We start from the raw sequence: 23,176 nt of genomic DNA on the forward strand, positions 1-23,176 counted from the left end.
TCCGCAGGTCAGGCTTTATCAGCCTTGCCTGCGGCGTTCGCGAGCTTGCTGAGCATGCGGTCCACCAGCCACGGCTGGCGGTCCTCATCCTCAGCGCGTTCCTTGCGGCGGATCGCGTTGCGCACGACGATCGAGCCCACATAGCGCATCGGCTCCGGCGGAAAGTAGCCCAGCGGCCCGCCCGTGATCGGGCTGCGCGTCCATGCGTTGTCCTGGTCGAGCACCAGCGACGACAGGATCTGCCCGCCCATGTAGGTCGGCCCCACCCCATTGCCCGAGTAGCCGAAGCCGTAGTAGATGTGCGGCGCCCCGTCGAGCTTGCCGAAGAACGGAAAGCCCGTCACCGAGCGGTCGGACGGGCCGTTCCAGCTCGCGGTGATCGGCGTGTCGCGCAATGCCGGGAAGAAGGAATGCAGGGCCTGCGTGAGCTCGCCCTCGTAGGGCGAGCGCTCGTCGAACACCTTGGCCATGCGCCCGCCCCACGCGAAGGTGTTGCCGCCCTTGCCCAGCATGATGCGGCCGTCGACCGTGCTGCGGTAGTAGTAAACGAAGGTGCGCGAGTCGAGCACCGACACGCCGTCGGTCAGCCCGATCTGCTGCAGCAGCTCGGGGCAGCGCTCGGTGATGATCATGTCGCTCGACACGATGGCGATGGTCCGCTCGAACTGCGGGAAGCGGCTGGCCATCCACGCGTTCATCGCCAGCACCAGTTTCTTCGCGCGCACGCGACCGGTGGGCGTGTGCACCAGCACAGGCTGGTCGGTGCTGAAGTCAATCATCGGCGTGCGCTCGTGGATGCGGATGCCCATGGCCAGCGCCACGCGCCGCAGCCCGCGCACCAGCTTGCCCGGGTGCACGGTGGCGGCGATCGGCGAGTACACGCCGGCCAGGTTGCGCGCCGAGCCCGAGCGCCGCGCCACCTCGTCGGGCGGCAGCGCGTGGTACGAATGGATGCCGCGCGCCTCCAGCGCCTGCATCATCGGATCGAGCGTGCCGATCTGCGCCTGCGAGGTCGCGGTGTAGAGCGTGCCGTCGCGCCGCAGCTCGGCGTCGATGCCGTGCGCCGCGCAGAAGTCGGCGATGTGCCCTACCGCCGCTTCCGACGCCTTCACGAGGCGCACCGCCTCGTCTTCGCCGAACAGCCGCCGCAGGGTCAGGAACTTGGCCGACCAGGTGAGCAGGCAACCGCCGTTGCGCCCGCTGGCGCCGGCGCCGCACAGGTCGCTTTCGAGGATGACGATGTCCAGCGCGGGCGCCTGCAGCTTGGCCTGGATGGCCGTCCACAGACCGGTGAAGCCGCCGCCGACGATGCAGACGTCGGCGCTGGTTTCACCTTGCAGCGCCGGGGCCAGATCGCCGTCGTTGAAGAGCGCTTGTTCGATCCAGAAGGGGCGCATCCGTGTGCCTTAGGCGGTGGTGAGGGCTTGCCGGTGTTCGGCGGAACTGCTCTCGAGGTGGCGCACGAAGTGCGCGAGGCCGGGCATGTCGGCATCGGCCAGCTTGGCCGTGTCGTCCCACTGCCGCAGGCGCACTGCGTCCATCGCATACGGCAGCGTCTCGAAAGCCTTGGCCTGTGCCTCGTCGAAGACGCCGCCCTGCAGTTGCAGGCTGCGCTTCGAGTCGGGCGACAGCGCCTCCAAGTAGCCCGGCACGCGCGCGCACAGGAAGCGCTTGGCGTCCACATGCAACCGGATCGGCTCCAGCGTGGCCGGCCCGAACAGCGCGCGCAGGAACGGCAGGCAGCGGTACTGGTGCAGGTCGTCCAGGCCCTGCTGCGTCGGCGTGCCGCCGAAGTCGTGCAGCAGGTGGCCCAGGTCGTGCAGCAGGGCGGCGGCGATCAGCGCGCTGTCCGCCCCCTCCTGCTCGGCCAGGTGCGCGGACTGCAGCGCATGTTCGAGCTGCGTGACCGGCTCGCCGTCGTACTGCGCATGGCCCTTGGTCTCGAAGAGGCCGACGATGTCGGGGATGCTGAGGCTCATGGTTACCAGGGCAGCGAGTAGGTCTTGGTGTTGGTGAAGCTCTTCATCGCCTCGAGCACGCCTTCCTTGTAGCCCAGGCCCGAGTCCTTGATGCCGCCGAAGGGCGTGAGCTCCAGGCGGTAGCCCGGCACCTCGCGCACATTGACACTGCCCACGTTCAGCTCGCGGATGAAGCGCGTGATGTAGTCCAGGCGGTTGGTGCAGATCGAGGACGACAGGCCGTAGGCCGTGCCATTGGAGATGCGGATCGCCTCGTCGATGTTCCTGAAGCGGATCACCGGCGACACGGGGCCGAAGGTCTCGTGCTTGGCGACGGTCATCTCGGGGTCGACGTGGTCGAGCACGGTGGGCGAGTACAGCGCACCGCGGCGCTCGTTGCCGTACAGGAGCTTGGCGCCGGCTGCGATGGCTTCGTTGACCACGGCTTCGAATTGCTTCGCAGCGGCCTCATCGATCACGGTGCCCATGTCGGTGTCGGGGTCCATCGGGTCGCCGTACTTCAGCGCTTTGGTCTTCTGCACCAGCAGCTCGACGAAGCGATCAGCCACGGCTTCGTGCACCAGCATCCGTTTCACGGCCGTGCAGCGCTGCCCCGAGTTCTTGTAAGACCCGTTGGCAGCCAGCGTCGCCGCCTCTTCGATGTCCGCGTCTTCCATCACGATGATCGGGTCGTTGCCGCCCAGCTCCAGGATCTGGCGCTTGTAGGTGGCCTTGCCCGCGATGTACTTGCCAATGGGCACGCCGCCGGTGAAGGTGACCAGGTCGACGTCGGCATTGGTCAGCAGCTCGTCGGCGATCTCCTTCGGGTCGCCCGTGAGCACCGACAGCATCTGCGGCGGCAGGCCGGCTTCGTACAGGATGTCGGCCAGCAGGAAGGCCGTGAGCGGCGTCTTCTCGCTGGGTTTCAAGACGATGCGGTTGTTGGTCGCAATGGCCGGCGCCACCTTGTGGATCACCTGGTTCAGCGGATGGTTGAACGGCGTGATGGCGGTGATGGCGCCCAAGAGCGGCTCGCGCATCGTGTAGACCTTGCGACTCTTGCCGTGGTGCGTGAGGTCGCAGGAGAACACCTGGCCGTCGTCCACCAGCGCCTGGTTGGCGGCGAACAGCAGCACGTCGGAGGCGCGGCCCACTTCGTACAGCGAGTCCTTGCGCGACAGGCCCGATTCGAGGGTGATGGTGCGCGACATCTCATCGAGGCGCGAAGCGATGATCTCGCCGGCGCGCATGAGGATCTTGTAGCGCTCGTAGCGCGTGAGCGTGGGCTTGTAGTCGCGGGCGATGCGCAGGGCGTTGCGCACGTCGTCCAGCGTGGCCTTGGGCACGGTGGCGATCACCTCGCCGGTGTACGGGTAGGTGACCTCGATGGTGCGGTCGCGGTGGACTCTTTCGCCCGCGATGCGCAGCGCTTCGCGGTGGACGGTGCCTGGCTTCAGGATGGCTTGGCTCATGGGTGCTTGCTCCGTGTGGCTTCAGCGTGCGTGGTTCAGCGCGAGGTCGAGCGCATCGAAGTTGCGCAGCCGGCGGCCGGGGGCGATGCCTTCGACCGGGCGGTTGCAGATCAGCGGCACCTTCTGTTCGGACACACCACCGTGCGAGCGCAGCGGCACTTCGAGCGCCGACAGGTCGTGGCGGCTGGCGGCGGTGCCGATGACGGTGCTCTGCTCGCTCACCACCACGATGTCGCCGATGCGGTCCGGCGGCAGCTCGAAGCGCTTGGCAGCCTCGGCGCGCGAGAGCACGAGCTCCATGCCAGGGATGCCCTTGATGCGTTCGATCCAGCCCGGCACGCTGGCTTCATCGGGCGCGTACACGGTGGCGAAGGAACCGAGCGCGCCGTGGTGCACCACGTAGGGGTCGGTGATCGGCAGGATCACGCGAGCCTTTTCGGCGCCGTACCAGCCGTCGAGCACGTCCTGCAGGTAGATCACGTTGGGCGAACCGTCCGCGCCGTGCTTGTCGTTCATGCCGTGGTCGGCCGTGAGCACGATGGTGGCGCCCAGCGCATCGAGCTGCGCGAGGTAGCCGTCCATCATTTGATAGAACGCGTTGGCGGCAGGGCTGCCCGGTGCGGCCTTGTGCTGCACGTAGTCGGTGGTCGACAGGTACATCAGGTCGGGACGCTGCGACTCCATCAGCTTCACGCCGGCGGCGAACACGAACTCCGACAGCTCCGCGCTGTACACCGAAGGCACGGGCATGCCGACCATGTCGAGCACGTTGTCGATGCCGTTCTCTTCCATCGTCACCTGGTCCGACTTCTCGGACGAGAAGCAGATGCCCTTCATCTTGTGACCCAGCAGCTTGCGCAGCTTGTCCTTGGCCGTGACCACCGCGAGCTTCGCGCCCGCGTCGGCAAACGCAGCCAGCACGGTGCCGGCGCGCAGGTACTTGGGGTCGTTCATCATCACTTCCTGGCCCAACTCGCGGTCGAAGAAGTAGTTGCCGCAGATGCCGTGCACGGCCGGCGGTGCGCCGGTCACGATCGACAGGTTGTTGGGGTTGGTGAACGAGGGCACGACGCAGTCGGCGAGCAGGTCGGCACCGTCCTTGCGCATGCGGGCGATGTAGGGCGCCACGCCGGCTTCGATGGCCGCGTCGAGGTAGGCCGGCTCGCAGCCGTCCACGCACACGACCACGATCGGACGCGCCATCCAGCGATAGCTCCTGGCATTGACTTCAAGTGTCTCCGGTGTCATTTCAGACTTCCTTTTGGGGTGGGTGGTTCGGGGTAGCGGTGGTGTTGCTGGAAGTGGCCGCATCGGCGTCGATGCGGCCGAAGGCCTTGTGCATGCGTGCGCGGCTGCCGGCCACGTGTTCGCGCAGTGCGCGCCCTGCCGTGTCGGGGTTGCCGCTGGCGATGGCGTCGACGATGTGGCTGTGCTCGTCGGCCGAGACCCGCAGGCCGCCGCCGCTGTCGAGCGCGCGCATTCTGAAAAGGTGCAGCTCCTTGACGAGCCGCTTGTAGGTTTCGGTGAGCTTCTTGCTGCCGGCGGTGTCGAGCAGGATCTCGTGGAACTGCAGGTTGAGCTGCGCGTACTGCTCCACGTCCTGCGCCTGGGCCGCCGAGCGCATCGCGTCGACCATGGCGCGCAGGCGCTCCACGGCGTCGGGCTGGATGGCCAGGGCCACGCGCCGGCCGATGATTTCTTCCAGCGCCTCGCGCAGTTCGTAGATCTCGTCGGCTTCCTCGAACGCGATCTCGCGCACGAAGACACCGCGGTTCTTCTCGTTGCGCACGAGGCCGGCTTCTTCCAGGGCACGCAACGCCTCGCGGATCGGGCCGCGGCTGGTGTTGAAGCGCTGCGAGAGCTCGCTCTCGTTGATGCGGCTGCCCACGGGGAGCTCGCCCGTCATGATCAAACGCTCGATTTCTTCCTGCATCAGCATCGGCAGCGAGCTGGACTGGAGGAACGCGAGGGCGGCGGAGTGATTGCTGGTGACCATGGGGCGTATTTTCCCGAAGGATCGTCAACTGTCAACAATTTTTTATTGACAGTCATCAATCAGCAACCTACATTGCAAACACCGGATGGCGTTGCCCACCCTCGCGCCGGCGCCAGCCCTCACCCTTCTTCAGTGACAGCCAGCCTTTCAGGAGAAACAGATGACGATGAAACAAAGCACGCGCCGTCTCACGGCCGCCCTGTGTGTTGCGGCCCTCGGCCTCATGTCCGGCAGTGCGTGGGCGCAAAAGACGCCGCTCCTGGTCTACACGGCGCTCGAGACCGACGCCATGAAGCTCTACAAGGACGCGTTCGAGAAGGCCAACCCCGACATCGAGGTGAAGTGGGTGCGCGACTCCACCGGCATCGTCACCGCCAAGCTGCTGGCCGAAAAAGCCAACCCGCAGGCCGACGTGGTGGCCGGCCTGGCCGCCAGCAGCCTGGCGCTGCTGCAGCAGGAAGGCATGCTGCTGCCTTATGAGCCCAAGGGCTTCAAGGAGCTGAACCCCGCGTACTCCGACGCCGCGCGCCCGCCCGCCTGGGTTGGCATGGACGTGTGGGCCGCCACCATCTGCTTCAACACGGTCGAGGCCAAGAAGCTCGGCCTGCCCAAGCCCGAGAGCTGGAAGGACCTGACCAAGCCCGTCTACAAGGGCACGATCTCGATGCCGCACCCCGCCTCCAGCGGCACGGGCTACCTCGACGTGTCGTACTGGCTGCAGAACATGGGCGACGCCGAAGGCTGGAAGTACATGGACGCGCTGCACCAGAACATCGCGCAGTACGTGCACTCGGGCTCCAAGCCCTGCAAGCAGGCGGGCGCGGGCGAGTTCCCCATCGGCATCTCGTTCGAGTTCCGCGCGCACCAGGTGAAGAAGTCGGGCGCGCCGGTCGACCTGATCTTCCCCAAGGAAGGCCTGGGCTGGGACATCGAGGCCACCAGCCTCATGAAGACCAGCACGAAGCTGGCGCAGGGCAAGCGCTTTGCCGACTGGATGGCGAGCAAGGAAGCCAACCAGATCAGCGCGCGCTGGTGGGCCGTGGTGGCCTACCCGGGTGTGGTCTCCAAGCTGGAAGGCATTCCGGACAACTACGAGAAGCTGCTGGCCAAGAACGACCTGAACTGGGCCGCGAAGAATCGCGAACGCATCCTGGCTGAATGGAGCAAGCGCTACGAGGGCAAGGCTGAGCCCAAATAAGCCCGAAGGCATCCCCCTGTTTTCAATTCAAGGGTGCCGCCGCAGCTGGTGACGCCCTCCAACGACGAGTGCGAAAAATGGACATGACCGACACCCGCTTCATCGCCAGCCAGTTGACTCCCACCTCGGCCCCGCCCGCGGCCCTCGAGATCGTCGGCGTTCGCAAGGACTTCGAGACCTTCAGCGCGCTGCGCGACGTGCACCTGCGCGTGAACCCGGGCGAGATGCTGTGCTTTCTGGGCCCCTCGGGCTGCGGCAAGACCACGCTGCTGCGCATCATCGCGGGCCTGGAGACGCAGACCGCCGGGCAGATCCTGCAGAACGGCAAGGACGTCTCGTGGCTCTCGCCGGACAAGCGCGACTACGGCATCGTGTTCCAGTCGTACGCGCTCTTTCCCAACCTGTCGATCGCCGAGAACGTGGGCTACGGCCTCGTCAACAGCCGTGCGAAGCGGGGCGAGATCAAGGCGCGCGTCGACGAGCTGCTGAAGCTGGTCGGCCTGCCGACCTCGGGCGCCAAGTACCCGAGCCAGCTCTCCGGTGGCCAGCAACAGCGCGTGGCCCTGGCCCGTGCGCTGGCCACGCGGCCGGGCCTGCTGTTGCTGGACGAGCCGCTGTCGGCGCTCGACGCGCTGGAGCGCATTCGCCTGCGCGGCGAGATCCGCCGGCTGCAGAAGCAGGTCGGCATCACGACCATCATGGTCACGCACGACCAGGAAGAAGCGCTCTCGATGGCCGACCGCATCGTGGTGATGAACCACGGCGTGATCGAGCAGGTCGGCACGCCGATGGAAATCTACGAGCAGCCGGCCACGCCCTTCGTGGCCGACTTCGTGGGCAAGGTGAATGTGCTGCGCGCGATGGCGCTGGGCAACCAGCGCTTCCAGGTCGGCGACATGGAACTGCAATGCGACGCCTGCGACGGCGCCTTCGAGCCCGGCGACGCGGTCAACCTGTACCTGCGGCCCGAAGACCGTGCGGTGGAACACCTGCGCGACGACACGCCCAACCGCCTGCAGGCCAAGGTCACGAAGGTCGAGTTCCTGGGCGGCCTGTGCATTGCCGAAGTGACGGCCGACGCGCTGCACGGCCAGACGCTGGGCCTGCACTTCTCGCTGAACCAGCTGCACGACCTGGACATCCGCGAGGGCAACACGATCGACATCGCCCTGCGCGCCAACCGCATCCGCGCCTTTGCCGCGCGCACGTCGAAGCCATGAACACGCTGGCACATCCCCGCCCGGTGCTCGCTGCACGCCCCGCCCTGCGCTGGAGCCGCGACGAGACCATCGCGCGCGCCATCCTGTTCGTGGTGATGGCGATGCTGTTCGTGTTCCTCATCGCGCCGCTGCTGACCATCCTGGCCCATGCGGTGCAGGACAAGAACGGCCGATTCGTCGGCCTGGCCCACTTCATCACCTACTTCCAGACGCCGAGCCTGCTGCGCGCGGCCTGGAACTCGGTGTGGGTGTCGGCCGCGGTGGTGATGATCTCGGTGCCCACGGCCTTCGTGTTCGCCTATGCGCTCACGCGCAGCCGCATGCCGGCGCCGCTGAAGGCGGTGTTCCGCCTCATCGCGCTCATTCCGCTGCTCGCGCCCTCGCTGCTGTCGGCCATCTCGTTCGTGCAGTGGTTCGGCAACCAGGGCGCGCTCAAGTTCCTGCTGGGCGGCGCCTCGATCTACGGTGCGCCCGGGATCATCCTGGCCGAGGTCTACAACACCTTTCCGCACGCGCTGATGATCCTGGTCACCGCGCTGTCGCTGGCCGACGGCCGGCTGTACGAAGCGGCCACTGCCCTGCGCACGCGGCCCCTGCGCCAGTTCATGACGATCACCCTGCCCTCGTGCAAGTACGGCCTGATCAGCGCGGCCACCGTGGTCTTCACCTACGTGGTGAGCGACTTCGGCGCGCCCAAGGTCATCGGCGGCAACTTCAACGTGCTGTCGGTCGACGTGTTCAAGCAGGTGGTGGGGCAGCACAACTTCTCCATCGGCGCGGTGGTGGGCATGCTGCTGCTCATTCCGTCGATCATTTCCTTCGTGATCGACTACGTGGTGCGGCGCAAGCTGAAGGCGCAGCTCACGGCGCGCTCGGTGCCCTACACGCCCAAGCCCCGCAAGGTGGCCGATGCGCTGCTCACGCTGTTCTGCACCGTGGTCTGCAGCCTGCTGCTGGCCACCATCGGCATGGCGATCTACACCTCGGCGATCTCGCTGTGGCCCTACGACCTGTCGTTCACGCTCAAGCACTACCACTTCGTGCTGGTGGAAAGCGACATGGCCGCCGCCTATGGCAACAGCCTGCTCGTGGCCATGGTCACCGCGGTGGCCGGCTCGCTCATCGTGTTCGTGGGCGCCTACCTGATCGAGAAGACACGCAACCTGGGCCTCATGCGCAAGGGCATGCACCTGATGGCGGTGCTGTCGATGGCGGTGCCGGGCCTGGTGCTGGGCCTGGGCTACGTGATGTTCTTCAACCATCCGGCCAACCCGCTGAACTTTTTGTACCAGACGATGGCGATCCTGGTCATCTCGATGGTGGTGCACTACTACACCTCGAGCCACCTCACGGCGGTGACGGCGCTCAAGCAGATCGACAACGAGTTCGAGGCCGTGTCGGCCTCGCTCAAGGTGCCGTTCTTCAAGACCTTCCTGCGCGTGACGGTGCCGGTGTGCCTGCCGGCCATCCTGGACATCGGGCGCTACTTCTTCGTGGTGTCGATGGCCAGCCTGTCGTGCGCCATCTTCCTGTACACGCCGGAGACCATCCTCGCGTCGGTCGCGATCATGCACCTGGACGACGCCGGCGACATCGGCCCGGCCGCCGCGCTGGCCAGCCTGATCGTCGTCACCTCGACGCTGGTATGCATCGCCTACGCACTGCTCACCCGCGTGCTGCTCGCACGCACGCAGGCCTGGCGCAACCTCGCCCGTGGCTGAACGAACACCCTACCTCTCGCCCCTCATTCCCTTTCCCTGCCTGGAGACACCATGAGTCAAGCCGCCCACCCCATCCTGCTCACGCCCGGCCCCCTGACCACCTCGGACCGCACCCGCCAAGCGATGCTGCGCGACTGGGGTTCATGGGACGCCGACTTCAACCAGATCACGGCGCGCATCCGCAAGGAAGTGCTCAACATCGTGCACGGCACGGGCACGCACGAATGCGTGCCCCTGCAAGGCAGCGGCACCTTCTCGGTCGAAGCGGTCATCGGCACCATCGTGCCGCGCAACGGCCATGTGCTGGTGCCGAGCAACGGCGCCTACTGCCAGCGCCTGGCCAAGATCTGCAAGGTGCTGGGCCGCAAGCTCACCACCATCGACTACACCGAAGAGAAGCAGGTCTCGCCCGCCGACGTCGACCGCGCCCTCGCGGCCGACCCGAGCATCACGCACGTCGCGGTGGTGCACTGCGAAACCGGCGCCGGCGTGCTCAACCCGCTGCACGAGATCGCGCTGGTGGTCGCCAAGCATGGGCGCGGCCTGATCATCGATGCGATGAGCTCCTTCGGCGCGCTGGAGATCGACGCACGCAAGACGCCCTTCGATGCCGTGGTCGCCGCCTCGGGCAAGTGCCTCGAAGGCGTGCCGGGCATGGGCTTCGTCGTCATCAAGCGCAGCACGCTCGAGAAGTGCGAAGGCAACTGCCACTCGCTGAGCATGGACCTGTACGACCAGTGGGTCTACATGGAGAAGACCACGCAGTGGCGCTTCACGCCGCCCACGCACGTGGTGGCCGCGCTCGACACCGCCATCGCGCAGTACATCGAGGAAGGCGGCCTGCCCGCGCGTGGCGGGCGCTACACGCGCAACTGCAAGGCGCTGGTCGACGGCCTCGCCACGCTGGGCTTCCGGCCCTTTCTCGACCCGGCCATCCAGGCACCGATCATCGTCACCTTCCACGCACCCGACGATGCCAACTACGACTTCAAGACCTTCTACCAGGAGGTGAAGAAGCGCGGCTACATCCTCTACCCCGGCAAGCTGACGCAGGTCGAGACCTTCCGCGTGGGCTGCATGGGGCACTTCGGCGACGCGGGCATTCCGGGCGCGGTGGCGGCCATTGCCGACACGCTGAAAGCGATGGGCATCCGGCAGGTGACGGCGGCCGTCGCGGCCTGAAGCACCTGTGAGCGGACCGGCGCATTGCAGCGCCGGTCCTACAACGCGGGGGTGATGCGCTTCGCATAATGCCCCGCATGACGGTTCTGCGCAGCGACATCCCTGCCCGCCTGGACCGCCTGCCGTGGTCGCGCTGGCACTGGCGCGTGGTGATCGCGCTGGGCGTGGCCTGGATCCTCGACGGCCTCGAGGTCACGCTGGTGGGCTCCATCGGCGCGGTGCTGGAGCGGCCCGACACGCTCGGACTCACGGCCTCAGAAATCGGCTGGTCGGGCTCGATCTATATCGCGGGCGCGGTGATCGGCGCGCTGGTCTTCGGTCGGCTCACCGACCGGCTCGGTCGCAAGAAGCTCTTCCTGCTCACGCTCGTGGTCTACACGCTGGGCACGCTGGCCACGGCCTTCTCCCCCAACTTCGCCTTCTTTGCGCTGTGCCGCTTCGTCACCGGGCTGGGCATCGGCGGCGAGTACGCGGCCATCAACTCGGCCATCGACGAACTCATTCCGGCGCGCGTGCGCGGGCGCGTCAACCTCGCGATCAACGGCAGCTTCTGGATCGGTGCGGCGCTCGGTGCGGCGCTGAGCCTGGTGCTGCTCGATGCGCGCGTGATCGGCCCCGTGTGGGGCTGGCGCGCGGGCTTCGCGCTGGGCGCGGTGCTGGCGGTGGCCATCCTGCTGGTGCGGCGCCATGTGCCCGAGAGCCCGCGCTGGCTCATCGCGCACGGACGCGCGGATGAGGCCGAGCGCATCGTCGCGGACATTGAGCGCGAAGTCGAAGTGCAGCACGGCCCGCTGCCCACCGCGCAAGGCCACGTCGTGTACACCGCCGCGCGCCAGAACAGCCCGCCGATGCGCGAGGTGGCGCGCGTGCTGCTGCGGCGCTACCCGGCGCGCAGCGTGGTGGCGACGGCGCTGATGGTGTCGCAGGCCTTTTTCTACAACGCGATCTTCTTCACCTACGCGCTGGTGCTCACGCGCTTCTACGGCGTGGCCGAAGGCCGCGTGGCGCTGTACATCTTTCCGTTCGCGCTGGGCAACGTGCTCGGGCCGCTGCTGCTGGGTCCGCTGTTCGACAGCGTGGGCCGACGCAAGATGATCGCGCTGACCTATGTGCTGGCCGGCGTGGGCCTGGCGCTCACGGGCTGGGCCTTCATGCAGGGCTGGCTCGACGCGCGCAGCCAGGCGCTGTGCTGGTCGGCAGTTTTCTTTCTTGCGTCGGCCGCGGCCAGCTCGGCCTACCTGACGGTGAGCGAGGTGTTCCCGCTGGAGATGCGCGCCATGGCCATCGCGATCTTCTACGCCATCGGCATGGGCGCGGGCGGCTTCGCGGCGCCGGTGCTGTTCGGGATGCTGATCGAGACCGGCAGCCGCGGCGCGGTGATGGTGGGCTACCTGATCGGCGCCGTGCTGGTCATCGTCGCGGGGCTGCTGGCGTTGCGCCATGCGGCCGATGCGGAGCGCAAGCCGCTGGAGGAAGTGGCGCCGCCGCTGTCGTCGGAAGCCGGCGGCGAGCGGCCCTGAAGGCGGCTACAGCGCGCAGGTGCGGAAGCCGAAGAAGCCGTCGTCGCTGTCGGGCAGCGCAAAGCCGCGGCGGCGCGGCGAACGCAGGCGCGCACGGGTCGCGAACGAGGCGCCGCGCAGCACGCGCGCGCGGCCGAAGGCGGCCACCGGATCGAACTCGCCACCGGCGCTCCACGGATCGGCCCGGAAGCCCGGCCAGGGCTGCAGCGTGCCTGCCGTCCACTCGTGCACGTCGGCCCAGCGAAAGCCCCGCCGCGCGGCCGTGTGGGCGGCGATTTCCCATTCGATCTCGGTCGCGATGCGCCGGCCGGCCCAGCGCGCCCAGGCGTCGGCCTCCCACCAGCTCAGGTGCACGGCGCTGTGGTGCCCGGCCGCGCGCACGGTGACGCCGAAGCGCTGCTGCAGCACCGAGCCACCCGTGCCGTTGCGCGACACGCCGATCTGCTCCACATGGCGCGGCCCGCGCCGGCCTTCGGTCTGCGCGGCGAGCCAGCGCCAGCCGTCGCTGTGCCACAGTTCCTCGCGGTCGTAGCCGCCGTCGTCGACGAACTCGATGTACTGGTCCCAGGTGACGGGCTGGGCGTCGATCTCGAACTCGGGCACGTCGACGCGGTGCGCTGCGCCCTCTTGCGCGAACAGGAAGCCGCTGTGCTCGGGCAGGCCGAGCTCCCAGCGCGTGGCCGGCAGCAGCAGCGGCTCGCGCGTGACGGCGGTGGGCGGCTGCTCGATGTTCAGCGGCAGGCCCAGCGTCTGCGCCAGCACCACGAGCTGTTCGCCGCGCAGGTCTTCATGGAAGAGCGCGAGCCGGTAGAAGTACAGGCCGGCATCGGTCTCGGCGGCGTTCTCGAGCAGCTCGAGCGTGCTCTCGAGGGTTTCGAGCAGGTAGGCCTTGGTCTGGCCCAGGCCCGGCAGGTCGGGCGACCAGCAGCGATCGGCCGCGCCCTGGGCAGGGTTCCACCAGTCGTCGGCGTCGGGGTCGATGGCGGCCAGCCGCGTGGGCCGCACGGGGCAGTCGATGCCGAAGGCGCGCTGGGTGTTGCGCCCGATCCACCATTCGGCGAACCAGCCGATGTGGCCCGCCAGCCAGACCGGCGGCACCACGCCCGGCTGCGGCGGCACGCGCATGGCTTCGCCCAGCGCCTGTTCGAACAGGGACAGCAGGTGCAGCGTGTGGTTGCGCGCGTCGATGAGGGCCAGCGAGAGCAGGTCGCGGCCGGCGCGGCGCATGTCGGGCGAGTCGATCGACAGGGGCGGGCTCGCCGCACCGAAGGGCGTCGAAGGCGGCGGGCTCGAAGACATGGGCCATTATGGCGACCGCCCGACAGGCCCTCTGGCGACGCGGATTCCGGGTAAACCCGAGTTTGTGTCAAGGCAATACTAAGGTTCACCGAGATACCATTGCGGGCTTTGCGCGCAGCCCCCACCAGGGGCCGGCGCTTCACCTTGGGCTTCGCGGGAGACACCCCTTGTCTGTATTCCTCAAATTCGCGGCCGTCATGGACTGGGTCAGCGAAAAACTCGGCAAATTTGCCGGCTATGCGGTTCTGGCCGCGTCGCTCATCTCGGCCGCCAACGCCTTCGTCCGGTACGGCTTCGACTTCAGCAACAACGCCTTCCTCGAGATCCAGTGGTACTTGTTCGCCGCCACCGTGATGCTCGGTGCGCCGGTGGTGCTGCGCTTCAACGAGCACGTGCGCGTGGACATCATCTACGGCAAGCTCAAAGGCCACGGGCCGGTGTATGTCGACCTGTTCGGCCTGACCTTCTTCCTGCTGCCGGTGATGGGCCTGCTGACCTACCTCACCTGGCCGTTCTTCTGGAACACCTGGGTGTCGGGCGAGATGTCGGGCAACATCGGCGGGCTGATCCGCTGGCCCGCCGCGCTGCTGATGCCCGTGGGTTTCTGCACGATGTTCCTGCAAGGTGTCGCCGAGATCATCAAGCGCATCGCCTACCTGCGCGGACTGATCGAGATGAACACGCACTACGAGAAGCCGGTGCAGTGATGGCGTTCGTCGCGCTTCGCCAGACCGCCCCGACACCGCCCGCACCGCAGGACAAGTAGACATCATGCACATGGAAAATTTCGCCCCGATCATGTTCGCGGGGCTCGTGGTGATCATGCTGATCGGGTTTCCGGTCGCGTTTTCGCTCTCGGCCCTCGGCCTGATCTGCGGCTTCTTCGCCATCGAGATGGGCTGGTTCCCGGCCGGCTTCATGGCCAACCTGCCGCTCAACGTGTTCGGCATCCTGTCGAACGAGACGCTGCTGGCCATTCCGTTCTTCACGCTCATGGGAGCGGTGTTAGAGAAATGCGGGCTCGCCGAGGACATGCTCGACTCGATGGGCCAGCTCTTCGGCCCGATCCGCGGCGGCCTGGGCTACTCGGTGATCATCGTGGGCTTCATCCTCGGCGCCATCACCGGCACGGTGGCCGGCCAGGTGATCGCGATGGCGATGATCTCGCTGCCGGTCATGATGCGCTACGGCTACAACATGCGTTACTCGACCGGCGTGCTCGCCGCCTCGGGAACCATCACGCAGCTGGTGCCGCCCTCGCTGGTGCTGATCGTCATGGCCGACCAGCTCGGCACCGACGTCGGCCAGATGTACAAGGGCGCCTGGGGCCCGTCGATCCTGCAGGTGGTGATCTTTGCGATCTACACCTTCCTGGTCTCGCGCATCCGCCCGCACTACGTGCCCGGCCTGCCCGCCACGGCGCGCACGCTGCACGGCTGGGCGCTGTGGGGCAAGTGCCTGCGCGGCATCATTCCCTCGGCCATCCTGATCTTCGCGGTGCTCGGCTCGATGGGCGGCCTGCCCTTCATGGACAAGGCCATCGCCACGCCGACCGAGGCCGGCGCCATGGGCGCGGTGGGCGCGCTGGTGCTGGCGCTCATTCACCGGCGCCTGAACTGGGCGCTGATGAAGGACGCGATGGAAGGCACCATGCGCCTCACGGCGATGGTGGTGTTCATCCTGATCGGCTCGCGCGTGTTCTCGCTGGTGTTCCAGGGCGTGGACGGCGCCAAGTGGATCGAGCACATGCTCTCGGGCCTGCCGGGCGGCCAGATCGGCTTCCTGATCGCGGTCAACATCTTCGTGTTCTTCCTGGCGTTCTTCCTCGACTTCTTCGAGATCGCCTTCATCATCCTGCCGCTGCTGGGCCCCGTGGCCCACAAGCTGGGCATCGACATGGTGTGGTTCGGCGTGCTGCTGTGCGTGAACATGCAGACCTCGTTCATGCACCCGCCCTTCGGCTTCGCGCTGTTCTATTTACGGGGCATCGCCGACACCCTGTTCAAGAACGGGGCGTTGCCCAAGAAGGTGGAGTCGCGCGACATCTACCTGGGCGCCGTGCCCTGGGTCGTGATGCAGCTGCTGCTGGTGGCCATCGTGATCTTCTTCCCGCAGACGGTGACCGTGTTCCTCGAGAAGGAAAAGGTCGTCGACATCGAGAAGGTCAACCTCGACATGCCGGTCGACCCGAACGCGCCGCCCGCCACCGACAACGGCGTGAACATGGAAGACCCGTTCGGCAACCAGAAGACGCCCGAGGAAACGCCGGCGCCGGCGGCCCCGGCGGCGGGCGAAGCCTCCAAACCGTGAGCGACGCCCGCCCCGGCGACGCCCCGAACGACCACCCCGCGACGACAGAAGGCGGCCCGCTCGAAAGCGCCGCCTTCCCGCCGCTGCTGCGCACGCTGGCAGTGGTGCTGGTGGTCGATCTCTTCGCCTTCGCGCTGTGGAGCCTGCCGTCGCTGCGCACCACCAGCTGGTCGGCCACCAGCCTGTTCGTCTTCGGTGTGGCGGGCCTGTGCGTGATCTGGGTCGGCTACTGGATCGTCTACAGCCGCACCCGCCTCGAAGGCGACGTGCTGACGCAGACCTGGCTGTGGAACAAGCGCGTGAGCGCGCAGGACGTGGCGCAGCTCAAGCTGGTGCACATCCGCATGCTCGAGCGCGTGATCGCGCCGCGCCTGCTGGTGCGCCGGCGCTTCGGCGGCATCACCTGGTTCCATGCCTACGACCCGCAGGTGCTGATCGCGTTCGGCGAACAGGTGGCAATGCGCACGCTGCCGTCCGCGCCACCGCCCTCTCCCGAACCCGACCCCGCGTCCAAATGAAAAAAGCCCCGCCGAAACCGGCGGGGCTTTTTTTCTTGTGAGGTGCGAAGCGCCGGGTTGCGGCGCCGCGTGCCTTACAGCTTCTGCTGTTGCATGAAGCGGTCGAAGGTGCCTTCGGTGTAGCGGAACCAGGCGTTCTGGTCGGCCAGGAACTTGGACCAGTCGCTGTAGATCTTCTTCCACTCGGGGTTGCTGTTGTTCAGGTCCGAGTAGATCTGCTGGGCCGACTTGAAGGCCGCGTTCATCACGTCCTGCGAGAACGGACGCAGCTTGGTACCCGAGCCCACGAGCTGCTTGAGCGCGATCGGGTTCTTGGCGTCGTACTTGGCCGTCATCGTGATGTTGGCGTGCGCGGCAGCCGCTTCGACCACGGCCTTGAAATCGGCCGACAGGCTTTCCCATGCCTTGGTGTTGATGTAGAAGTCGAGCTCGGGGCCGCCTTCCCACCAGCCGGGGTAGTAGTAGAACGGGGCGATCTTGTTGAAGCCCAGCTTCTGGTCGTCGTACGGGCCGACCCACTCCAGGCCGTCGAGCGTGCCTTTTTCGAGCGCGGGGTACAGGTCGGCGCCGGGAATCGATTGCGGGATCACGCCGAAGGGCTCGAGCACCTTGCCGGCGAACGGGTTGGTGCGGAACTTCAGGCCCTTCAGGTCGGCGACCGACTTGATTTCCTTGCGGAACCAGCCGCCCATCTGCGCGCCCGTGTTGCCGCCCGGCAGGTTGATGATGTTGTACTTGGCGTAGAAGGCGCGCATCAGCTTCAGGCCGTTGCCTTCGTACATCCAGGCGTTCTGCTGGCGGGTGTTCATGCCGAAAGGCACGGCGCAACCCAGGCAGAAGGTCGGGTCCTTGCCGTAGAAGTAGTAAGGCGCCGTGTGCGCCATTTCGACCGCGCCGCTCTGGATGCCGTCGACCACGCCGAAGGCGGGCATCAGCTCGCCGCCCGCGTGCACGGAGATCTGGAACTTGCCGCCCGTCATGTCGCTCACGCTCTTCGAGAACACCTCGGCGGTGCCGAAGATGGTGTCCAGCGACTTGGGAAAGCTCGATGCGAGACGCCAGCGAACGGTGGCTTGCGCGTGAACCGCGGGCGCGATGCCGGCAGCCAGAACGCCCGCGATGCCGGCGTTTTTGATGAGGGAACGACGATCCATTGAATTCACTCCGAGTGCTTTGGAAAAAACAAAACGCGGCTTGTGACCGCGTCAGGGACTTTTGTGAGTCCTTTTGATTGTAAAAACGCGCTTACAGGTGGCCGGCGGGGGTTTACCCTGCGACCTCTTGTCAAACGAAGCGTTTCTTGATCGCGGCGGCAATGCCGTCGGCATCGAGGCCGATCGATGCGAGCAGCTTGGCCGGATCGCCGTGCTCGATGAAGCGGTCGGGCAGGCCCAGCTGCAGCACCGGCTTCTGCACGCCGGCCGCCTGCAGGACCTCGACCACCGCACTGCCCGCACCGCCCATGATGGCGCCCTCTTCAAGCGTGACGAGCGCGTCGTGCGTGCCCGCCACCTGCAACAGCAACTCGACGTCGAGCGGCTTGGCCCAGCGCATGTTGACCACGGTGGCATCGAGCGACTCGGCCGCGGTGAGCGCCGGGTACAGCAAGGTGCCGAACGCGAGGATGGCGATGCGCTGGCCTTCGCGGCGGACCTCGCCCTTGCCGAAAGGCAGCGCGTCGAGCGTGAGGTGCGGCGTGGTGCCGGCGCCCGCGCCGCGCGGGTAGCGCACGGCCACCGGATGGTTCTGTTCGTAGGCGCTCGTCAGCAGCTGGCGGCACTCGCGCTCGTCGGCCGGGCAGGCGATGCTCATGTTGGGAATGCAGCGCAGGAACGGGATGTCGTACGCGCCCGCGTGCGTGGCGCCGTCGGCACCCACGAGGCCCGCGCGGTCGAGCGCGAACACCACGGGCAGGTTCTGGATCGCCACGTCGTGGATCAGCTGGTCGTAGGCGCGCTGCAGGAAGGTCGAGTAGATCGCGACCACGGGCTTGAGGCCCTCGCAGGCGAGGCCGGCCGCGAAGGTGACCGCGTGCTGCTCGGCGATGCCGACGTCGTAGTAGCGGTCGGGGAAGCGCTTCTCGAACTCCACGAGCCCCGAGCCTTCGCGCATCGCGGGCGTGATGCCCACGAGGCGGCCATCGTGCGCGGCCGTGTCGCACAGCCACTGGCCGAAGACCTGCGTGAAGGTCTGCTTGGCGGCCGTGGTCGACTTGACCAGGCCCACCTGCGGATCGAACTTGCCCGGGCCGTGGTAGGCCACCGGGTCGGCCTCGGCGAGCTTGTAGCCCTGCCCCTTCTTCGTGACGACGTGCAGGAACTGCGGGCCGTCCAGGTGCTTGAGGTTCTCGAGCGTGGGCACCAGCGAGTCGATGTCGTGGCCGTCGATGGGGCCGACGTAGTTGAAGCCGAACTGCTCGAACAGCGTGGCCGGCACGACCATGCCCTTGGCATGCTGCTCCAGCCGCTTGGCCAGCTCGAACAGCGGCGGCGCATTGCGCAGCACGCTCTTGCCGACGCTCTTGGCGGCGGCGTAGAAGTTGCCGCTCATGAGCTGCGCGAGGTAGCGGTTGAGCGCGCCCACCGGTGGGCTGATCGACATGTCGTTGTCGTTCAGGATGACCAGCAGCTTGCAGTCGCACACGCCAGCGTTGTTGAGCGCCTCGAAGGCCATGCCGGCCGTGAGCGCGCCGTCGCCGATGATGGCCACGGCATGGCGCTTCTCGCCCTTCTGCTTGGCGGCCATGGCCATGCCGAGCGCGGCCGAGATGCTGGTCGAAGAGTGGGCGGTGCCGAAGGTGTCGTACTCGCTCTCGGTGCGCTGCGGAAAGCCCGAGATGCCGCCGAGCTGGCGCAGCGTGGGCATGCGCTCGCGCCGGCCCGTGAGGATCTTGTGCGGGTAGGTCTGGTGACCCACATCCCACACCAGCCGGTCGTGCGGCGTGTTGAACACATGGTGCAGCGCCACCGTCAGCTCGACCGTGCCGAGGTTGGAGCTCAGGTGGCCGCCGGTGCGCGAGACGTTGTCGAGCACGCAGGCGCGCACCTCGTCGGACAGCTGCTTGAGCTGGGCCCGGTCGTACTGGCGGATCGGCGAAGGGTCGTGGAGAGTGGGAAGCAGCGGAGCCATGGAGGTGGGTTCTTTTTTCTTCTCAGCGGTCTCGGTCGACCACCATGTGGGCCAAGGCGCGCAATGCGGCAGTGTCGGGCAGGCCGCTCTTGTTCAGCGCGGCGATGGCATCGGCAAGAAGCTGGCTCGCCTGCGCGCGCGCGCCGTCCAGGCCGAGCAGCGACACGTAGGTGGGCTTGTCGGCCGCGGCGTCCTTGCCGGCGGTCTTGCCCAGGGTTTGCGAGTCGGCGGTGACGTCGAGGATGTCGTCGACCACCTGGAACGCCAGGCCGATGGCGGCGCCGTAGTCGCGCAGCGCCGCCAGCGCGGCCGGCGACACGGTGCCGCAGGCGGCGCCCATCTCGACGCTGCCCTGCAGCAGCGCGCCGGTCTTCAGGCGGTGCATTTCGCGCAGCTGGGTTTCGTTCAGTGCGATGCCGACGCTGGCCAGGTCGATGGCCTGGCCGCCGGCCATGCCCTGGCTGCCGGCGGCGCGCGCCAGCAGGCGGCACAGCAGGGCCTGCATGGCCGCGGGCACCTCGTCGCCCTCGGGCGCGAGCAGTTCGAAGGCCAGCGCCTGCAGCGCGTCGCCCGCGAGCAGCGCATCGGCTTCGCCGAACTTCACGTGCACGGTGGGCTTGCCGCGGCGCAGCACGTCGTTGTCCATGCACGGCAGGTCGTCGTGCACCAGCGAATAGGCGTGGATGAGTTCGGTGGCGCAGGCCGCACGCAGCGCGGCGTGGGCATTGCCGCCGACCGCTTCATTGGCCGCGAGCACCAGCAGCGGCCGCAGCCGCTTGCCGCCGTCGAGCACGGCATAGCGCATGGCGTCGCCCAGCAGCACCGGCGCATCGACGCCGACCCAGCGCGACAGCGCCGCTTCGACCGTGGCCAAGTGGGGCTCGGCCCAGCCGGCCAGCGTCTTCGCGTCCCAGGGAGTGGTGGCGGTGGAAGTCATCGGGACGGCGCTCATTCGGCCGTCCAGGGCTTGAGGCTGCCGGCGTCGAGCACCTTGATCTGGTCCTCGACCGCCTGCAGCTTGTCGCGGCAGAAGCCGAGCAATGCGGCGCCGCGCTGGTAGCTGCCCAGCAGCTGGTCCAGCGGGAGCTGGCCCGATTCGAGTTCTGCAACCAGTTGTTCCAGTTCCTGGAGCCCGGCTTCGTAGCTGGCGGGCAACGGCCCGGTGTCGGGCGTGGCCGCCGGGCTGGTCGTGGAAGGAGAAGGCACCTTGGGCATGCAACGAATCGTGGATGAAACGGAACATTTTAGGGCGGGGGCGCAACGAACCGCCGGGCAGCCCGCGCACGCGCGCGCGACCCTTTGCAACACCCTGTATGACGCCCGGCCATGCGAGGCCAAAACCCGGCGGGCGCAAAAATGCCCCCCGGGTACAATCCTCGCTTCCCCCGCCGGTCGCACCGGCACACCTCTTCGGGCCGTCACCCTTGCAGACGGCGCCTTCCGTTTTTTCTTTTTTTCTCCCTGTGGGGAGCTTGGTCAGGTCCTCCATGTCTGATTTAAGTCTTCAACTGCAGCAGGCCGCGAGCCAACTTCCAGTTACCGCGTATTTCGACGAGGCCCTGTACGCCCGCGAAATGCAGAACCTTTTCGCGCGAGGGCCCCGCTACGTCGGGCACCGACTGGCCGTGCCCGAGCCGGGTGACTTCCATACCCTGCCGCAAGAACACCAGGGCCGCGCGCTGGTCCACACGCCCAAGGGCGTGGAGCTCATCTCGAACGTCTGCCGCCACCGCCAGGCCCTGATCCTGCAGGGCCGGGGCCAGCTCGACGCCCAGACCGGCGGCAACATCGTCTGCCCGCTGCACCGCTGGACCTACGCCGCCAAAGACGCGCGCACCACCGGCACGCTGATCGGCGCCCCGCATTTCGACCAGGACCCGTGCCTGAACCTGCACAACTACCCGCTCACCGAATGGAACGGCCTTCTGTTCGAGAAGAACGCCGACGGCAGCGGCCGTGACGTGGCGGCCGACATGGCAGGCCTGGGCCCGCAGGCCGACCTCGACTTCTCGGGCTACGCGCTCGACCGCGTCGAGCTGCACGAGTGCAACTACAACTGGAAGACCTTCATCGAGGTCTACCTCGAGGACTACCACGTCGGCCCGTTTCATCCCGGCCTGGGCAGCTTCGTCACCTGCGACGACCTGCGGTGGGAGTTCAAGCCCGAGTTCTCGGTGCAGACCGTTGGCGTGGCCAACCGCCTGGGCCGCGCGGGCAGCCCGGTCTACCAGAAGTGGCAGGAGCAGCTGCTCAAGTACCGCGACGGCAAGCCGCCGAAGTACGGCGCGATCTGGCTCACCTACTACCCGCACGTGATGATCGAGTGGTACCCGCACGTGCTCACCGTGTCGACGCTGCACCCGGTGAGCCCGACCAAGACGCTCAACATGGTCGAGTTCTTCTACCCCGAGGAAATCGTCGCCTTCGAGCGCGAGTTCGTCGAGGCCCAGCAGGCCGCCTACATGGAAACCTGCGTGGAGGACGACGAGATCGCCGAGCGCATGGACGCCGGCCGCCGCGCGCTCATGCTGCGCGGCGACAACGAGACCGGCCCCTACCAGAGCCCCATGGAAGACGGCATGCAGCAGTTCCACGAGTGGTACCGCAACGCGATGCAACAACCACGCGCCTGAACGCCGCCCCGCCCCGCACCCGCCGGGGCTTTCTTTTTTCTGATCTGGATGTCAATCGATGCAAGCGCTGTGGATGGTGCTCGGGGCCTTTCTGTTCGCCACCATGAGCGTGGTCGTGAAGGTGGCCTCGCAATGGTTCAACAGCGGTGAGATGGTCCTGGGGCGCGGCCTCATCGGCATCGTGTTTCTCTGGCTGCTGGCGCGCAACCGCAGCACCTCGCTGGCCACCAAATACCCCGGCATGCACGCCTGGCGCAGCACCATCGGCGTGGTGTCGCTGGGCGCGTGGTTCTACGCCATCGCCCACATGCCGCTGGCCACGGCCGTCACGCTCAACTACATGAGCAGCGTGTGGGTCGCGGCCTTCCTGGTCGGCGGCGCGCTGCTGGCCTGGGTGCCGGTGCCCGGGCGCGACGGCCGCATCGAGCGCCCGCCGCTGCAGGGCCCGCTGGTGATGACGGTGCTCGCGGGCTTTGCCGGCGTGGTGCTCATGCTCAAGCCCACCGTGGGCGGCGGCGACGGCTTCGCGGGCATGCTGGGCCTGCTGTCGGGCGTCACGGCCGCCTTTGCCTACATGCAGGTGGTGGCGCTGTCGCGCATCGGCGAGCCCGAGCTGCGCACGGTCTTCTACTTCGCGGTCGGCTCGGCCGTGGCCGGCGCCTTCGCCACGGCCGCGACCGGGTTTTCGGGCGGCAGTTCGTGGACGTGGCAGCATGCGCTGTGGCTGCTGCCGATCGGCCTGCTGGCCGCCCTCGGACAGCTGTGCATGACCCGCGCCTACGCCACCGCCAAGACCCAGGCCGGCACACTGGTGGTGGCGAATCTGCAATATTCGGGCATCGTGTTCGCGGCCTTCTACAGCGTGGTGCTGTTCGACGACCGCATCGACGCCGCCGGCTGGGCCGGCATGGCGCTGATCATCGCCAGCGGCATCGCGGCCACCGTGCTGCGCCAGCGGGCCGTGCCGAAGGCGCCGGCCGAGGAACACTGAACGCAGCAGCCACGGCACCCATCGCCGAA

The 23,176-nt window shown here is 67.4% G+C and carries 20 protein-coding genes; 10 read left to right on the plus strand and 10 right to left on the minus strand.

The window, feature by feature from the left end:
* Positions 1-8 precede the first annotated feature (8 nt).
* The 5 genes from AC07Y4_RS00965 to AC07Y4_RS00985 are packed head-to-tail and all read right to left on the minus strand — an operon-like array spanning position 9 to position 5,426.
* Complete coding sequence (locus AC07Y4_RS00965; RefSeq protein WP_487850178.1) at positions 9-1,397, minus strand: FAD-dependent oxidoreductase; 1,389 nt, start codon at positions 1,395-1,397, stop codon at positions 9-11.
* A gap of 9 nt (positions 1,398-1,406) precedes the next feature.
* The gene (locus AC07Y4_RS00970; protein WP_487850177.1) at positions 1,407-1,979 is read right to left on the minus strand and encodes a phosphonate degradation HD-domain oxygenase; all 573 of its coding nucleotides are present in this window, start codon (positions 1,977-1,979) and stop codon (positions 1,407-1,409) included.
* Between the two features lie 2 nt (positions 1,980-1,981).
* Positions 1,982-3,430: a phosphonoacetaldehyde dehydrogenase gene (gene phnY, locus AC07Y4_RS00975; protein WP_487850176.1), complete on the minus strand. Its 1,449-nt coding sequence runs from the start codon at positions 3,428-3,430 to the stop codon at positions 1,982-1,984.
* Positions 3,431-3,451: 21 nt separating this feature from the next.
* A complete protein-coding gene (gene phnA / locus AC07Y4_RS00980; RefSeq protein WP_062468779.1) occupies positions 3,452-4,678 on the minus strand; it encodes a phosphonoacetate hydrolase in 1,227 nt (408 codons plus the stop codon).
* Between the two features lies 1 nt (position 4,679).
* On the minus strand, positions 4,680-5,426 hold the full coding sequence (locus tag AC07Y4_RS00985; RefSeq protein ID WP_070061830.1) for a phosphonate utilization associated transcriptional regulator: 747 nt from the start codon (positions 5,424-5,426) through the stop codon (positions 4,680-4,682).
* A gap of 160 nt (positions 5,427-5,586) precedes the next feature.
* On the opposite strand from AC07Y4_RS00985, the gene AC07Y4_RS00990 reads away from it, so the two are divergent.
* From AC07Y4_RS00990 to AC07Y4_RS01010, 5 genes are all read left to right on the plus strand, one after another.
* Positions 5,587-6,624: a putative 2-aminoethylphosphonate ABC transporter substrate-binding protein gene (locus tag AC07Y4_RS00990; RefSeq protein WP_159277872.1), complete on the plus strand. Its 1,038-nt coding sequence runs from the start codon at positions 5,587-5,589 to the stop codon at positions 6,622-6,624.
* Positions 6,625-6,701: 77 nt separating this feature from the next.
* Entirely contained in the window at positions 6,702-7,844 is a 1,143-nt protein-coding gene (locus tag AC07Y4_RS00995; RefSeq protein ID WP_487850175.1) for a putative 2-aminoethylphosphonate ABC transporter ATP-binding protein, read from the plus strand.
* Positions 7,841-9,565, plus strand: coding sequence for a putative 2-aminoethylphosphonate ABC transporter permease subunit (locus AC07Y4_RS01000; RefSeq protein ID WP_369644200.1), 1,725 nt, complete (start codon positions 7,841-7,843; stop codon positions 9,563-9,565). Before AC07Y4_RS00995 ends, AC07Y4_RS01000 begins: the two co-directional genes overlap by 4 nt.
* A 51-nt stretch (positions 9,566-9,616) precedes the next feature.
* The gene (locus AC07Y4_RS01005; protein ID WP_487850174.1) at positions 9,617-10,747 is read left to right on the plus strand and encodes a 2-aminoethylphosphonate--pyruvate transaminase; all 1,131 of its coding nucleotides are present in this window, start codon (positions 9,617-9,619) and stop codon (positions 10,745-10,747) included.
* Positions 10,748-10,824: 77 nt separating this feature from the next.
* Positions 10,825-12,267 carry an MFS transporter gene (locus tag AC07Y4_RS01010; protein WP_487850173.1) on the plus strand — a complete coding sequence of 481 codons (1,443 nt, stop codon included), beginning with the start codon at positions 10,825-10,827 and terminating at the stop codon, positions 12,265-12,267.
* A 6-nt stretch (positions 12,268-12,273) separates the two neighbouring features.
* On the opposite strand, the gene AC07Y4_RS01015 is transcribed toward AC07Y4_RS01010, so the two are convergent.
* Entirely contained in the window at positions 12,274-13,566 is a 1,293-nt protein-coding gene (locus AC07Y4_RS01015; protein WP_487850172.1) for an SUMF1/EgtB/PvdO family nonheme iron enzyme, read from the minus strand.
* A gap of 167 nt (positions 13,567-13,733) precedes the next feature.
* Here AC07Y4_RS01015 and AC07Y4_RS01020 point away from each other — a divergent pair, with 167 nt between their 5' ends.
* The 3 genes from AC07Y4_RS01020 to AC07Y4_RS01030 all read left to right on the plus strand — a co-directional run bounded on the left by AC07Y4_RS01020 (position 13,734) and on the right by AC07Y4_RS01030 (position 16,394).
* The gene (locus AC07Y4_RS01020) at positions 13,734-14,273 is read left to right on the plus strand and encodes a TRAP transporter small permease subunit (RefSeq protein ID WP_070061823.1); all 540 of its coding nucleotides are present in this window, start codon (positions 13,734-13,736) and stop codon (positions 14,271-14,273) included.
* A gap of 64 nt (positions 14,274-14,337) precedes the next feature.
* Complete coding sequence (locus tag AC07Y4_RS01025) at positions 14,338-15,876, plus strand: TRAP transporter large permease (protein WP_070061822.1); 1,539 nt, start codon at positions 14,338-14,340, stop codon at positions 15,874-15,876.
* Positions 15,873-16,394: a hypothetical protein gene (locus tag AC07Y4_RS01030; protein WP_369631961.1), complete on the plus strand. Its 522-nt coding sequence runs from the start codon at positions 15,873-15,875 to the stop codon at positions 16,392-16,394. Before AC07Y4_RS01025 ends, AC07Y4_RS01030 begins: the two co-directional genes overlap by 4 nt.
* A 74-nt stretch (positions 16,395-16,468) precedes the next feature.
* Here AC07Y4_RS01030 and AC07Y4_RS01035 read toward each other — a convergent pair whose 3' ends face one another.
* The 4 genes from AC07Y4_RS01035 to xseB form a co-directional block, all read right to left on the minus strand.
* Positions 16,469-17,548 carry a TRAP transporter substrate-binding protein gene (locus tag AC07Y4_RS01035; protein WP_062468808.1) on the minus strand — a complete coding sequence of 360 codons (1,080 nt, stop codon included), beginning with the start codon at positions 17,546-17,548 and terminating at the stop codon, positions 16,469-16,471.
* Between the two features lie 130 nt (positions 17,549-17,678).
* Entirely contained in the window at positions 17,679-19,523 is a 1,845-nt protein-coding gene (gene dxs / locus AC07Y4_RS01040) for a 1-deoxy-D-xylulose-5-phosphate synthase (protein WP_495274101.1), read from the minus strand.
* Between the two features lie 22 nt (positions 19,524-19,545).
* Positions 19,546-20,460: a polyprenyl synthetase family protein gene (locus tag AC07Y4_RS01045; protein WP_354347507.1), complete on the minus strand. Its 915-nt coding sequence runs from the start codon at positions 20,458-20,460 to the stop codon at positions 19,546-19,548.
* Between the two features lie 11 nt (positions 20,461-20,471).
* Complete coding sequence (xseB, locus tag AC07Y4_RS01050) at positions 20,472-20,738, minus strand: exodeoxyribonuclease VII small subunit (RefSeq protein WP_062468817.1); 267 nt, start codon at positions 20,736-20,738, stop codon at positions 20,472-20,474.
* A gap of 272 nt (positions 20,739-21,010) precedes the next feature.
* On the opposite strand from xseB, the gene AC07Y4_RS01055 reads away from it, so the two are divergent.
* On the plus strand, positions 21,011-22,156 hold the full coding sequence (locus tag AC07Y4_RS01055) for an aromatic ring-hydroxylating oxygenase subunit alpha (RefSeq protein WP_095744298.1): 1,146 nt from the start codon (positions 21,011-21,013) through the stop codon (positions 22,154-22,156).
* 58 nt (positions 22,157-22,214) lie between these two features.
* Positions 22,215-23,147 (plus strand): DMT family transporter, encoded by a 933-nt coding sequence (locus AC07Y4_RS01060; protein ID WP_487850171.1) that lies wholly within the window; start codon positions 22,215-22,217, stop codon positions 23,145-23,147.
* Positions 23,148-23,176: the final 29 nt, after the last annotated feature.

The sequence above is a fragment of the Variovorax sp. GW460-12-1-14-LB1 genome (assembly GCF_059423605.1).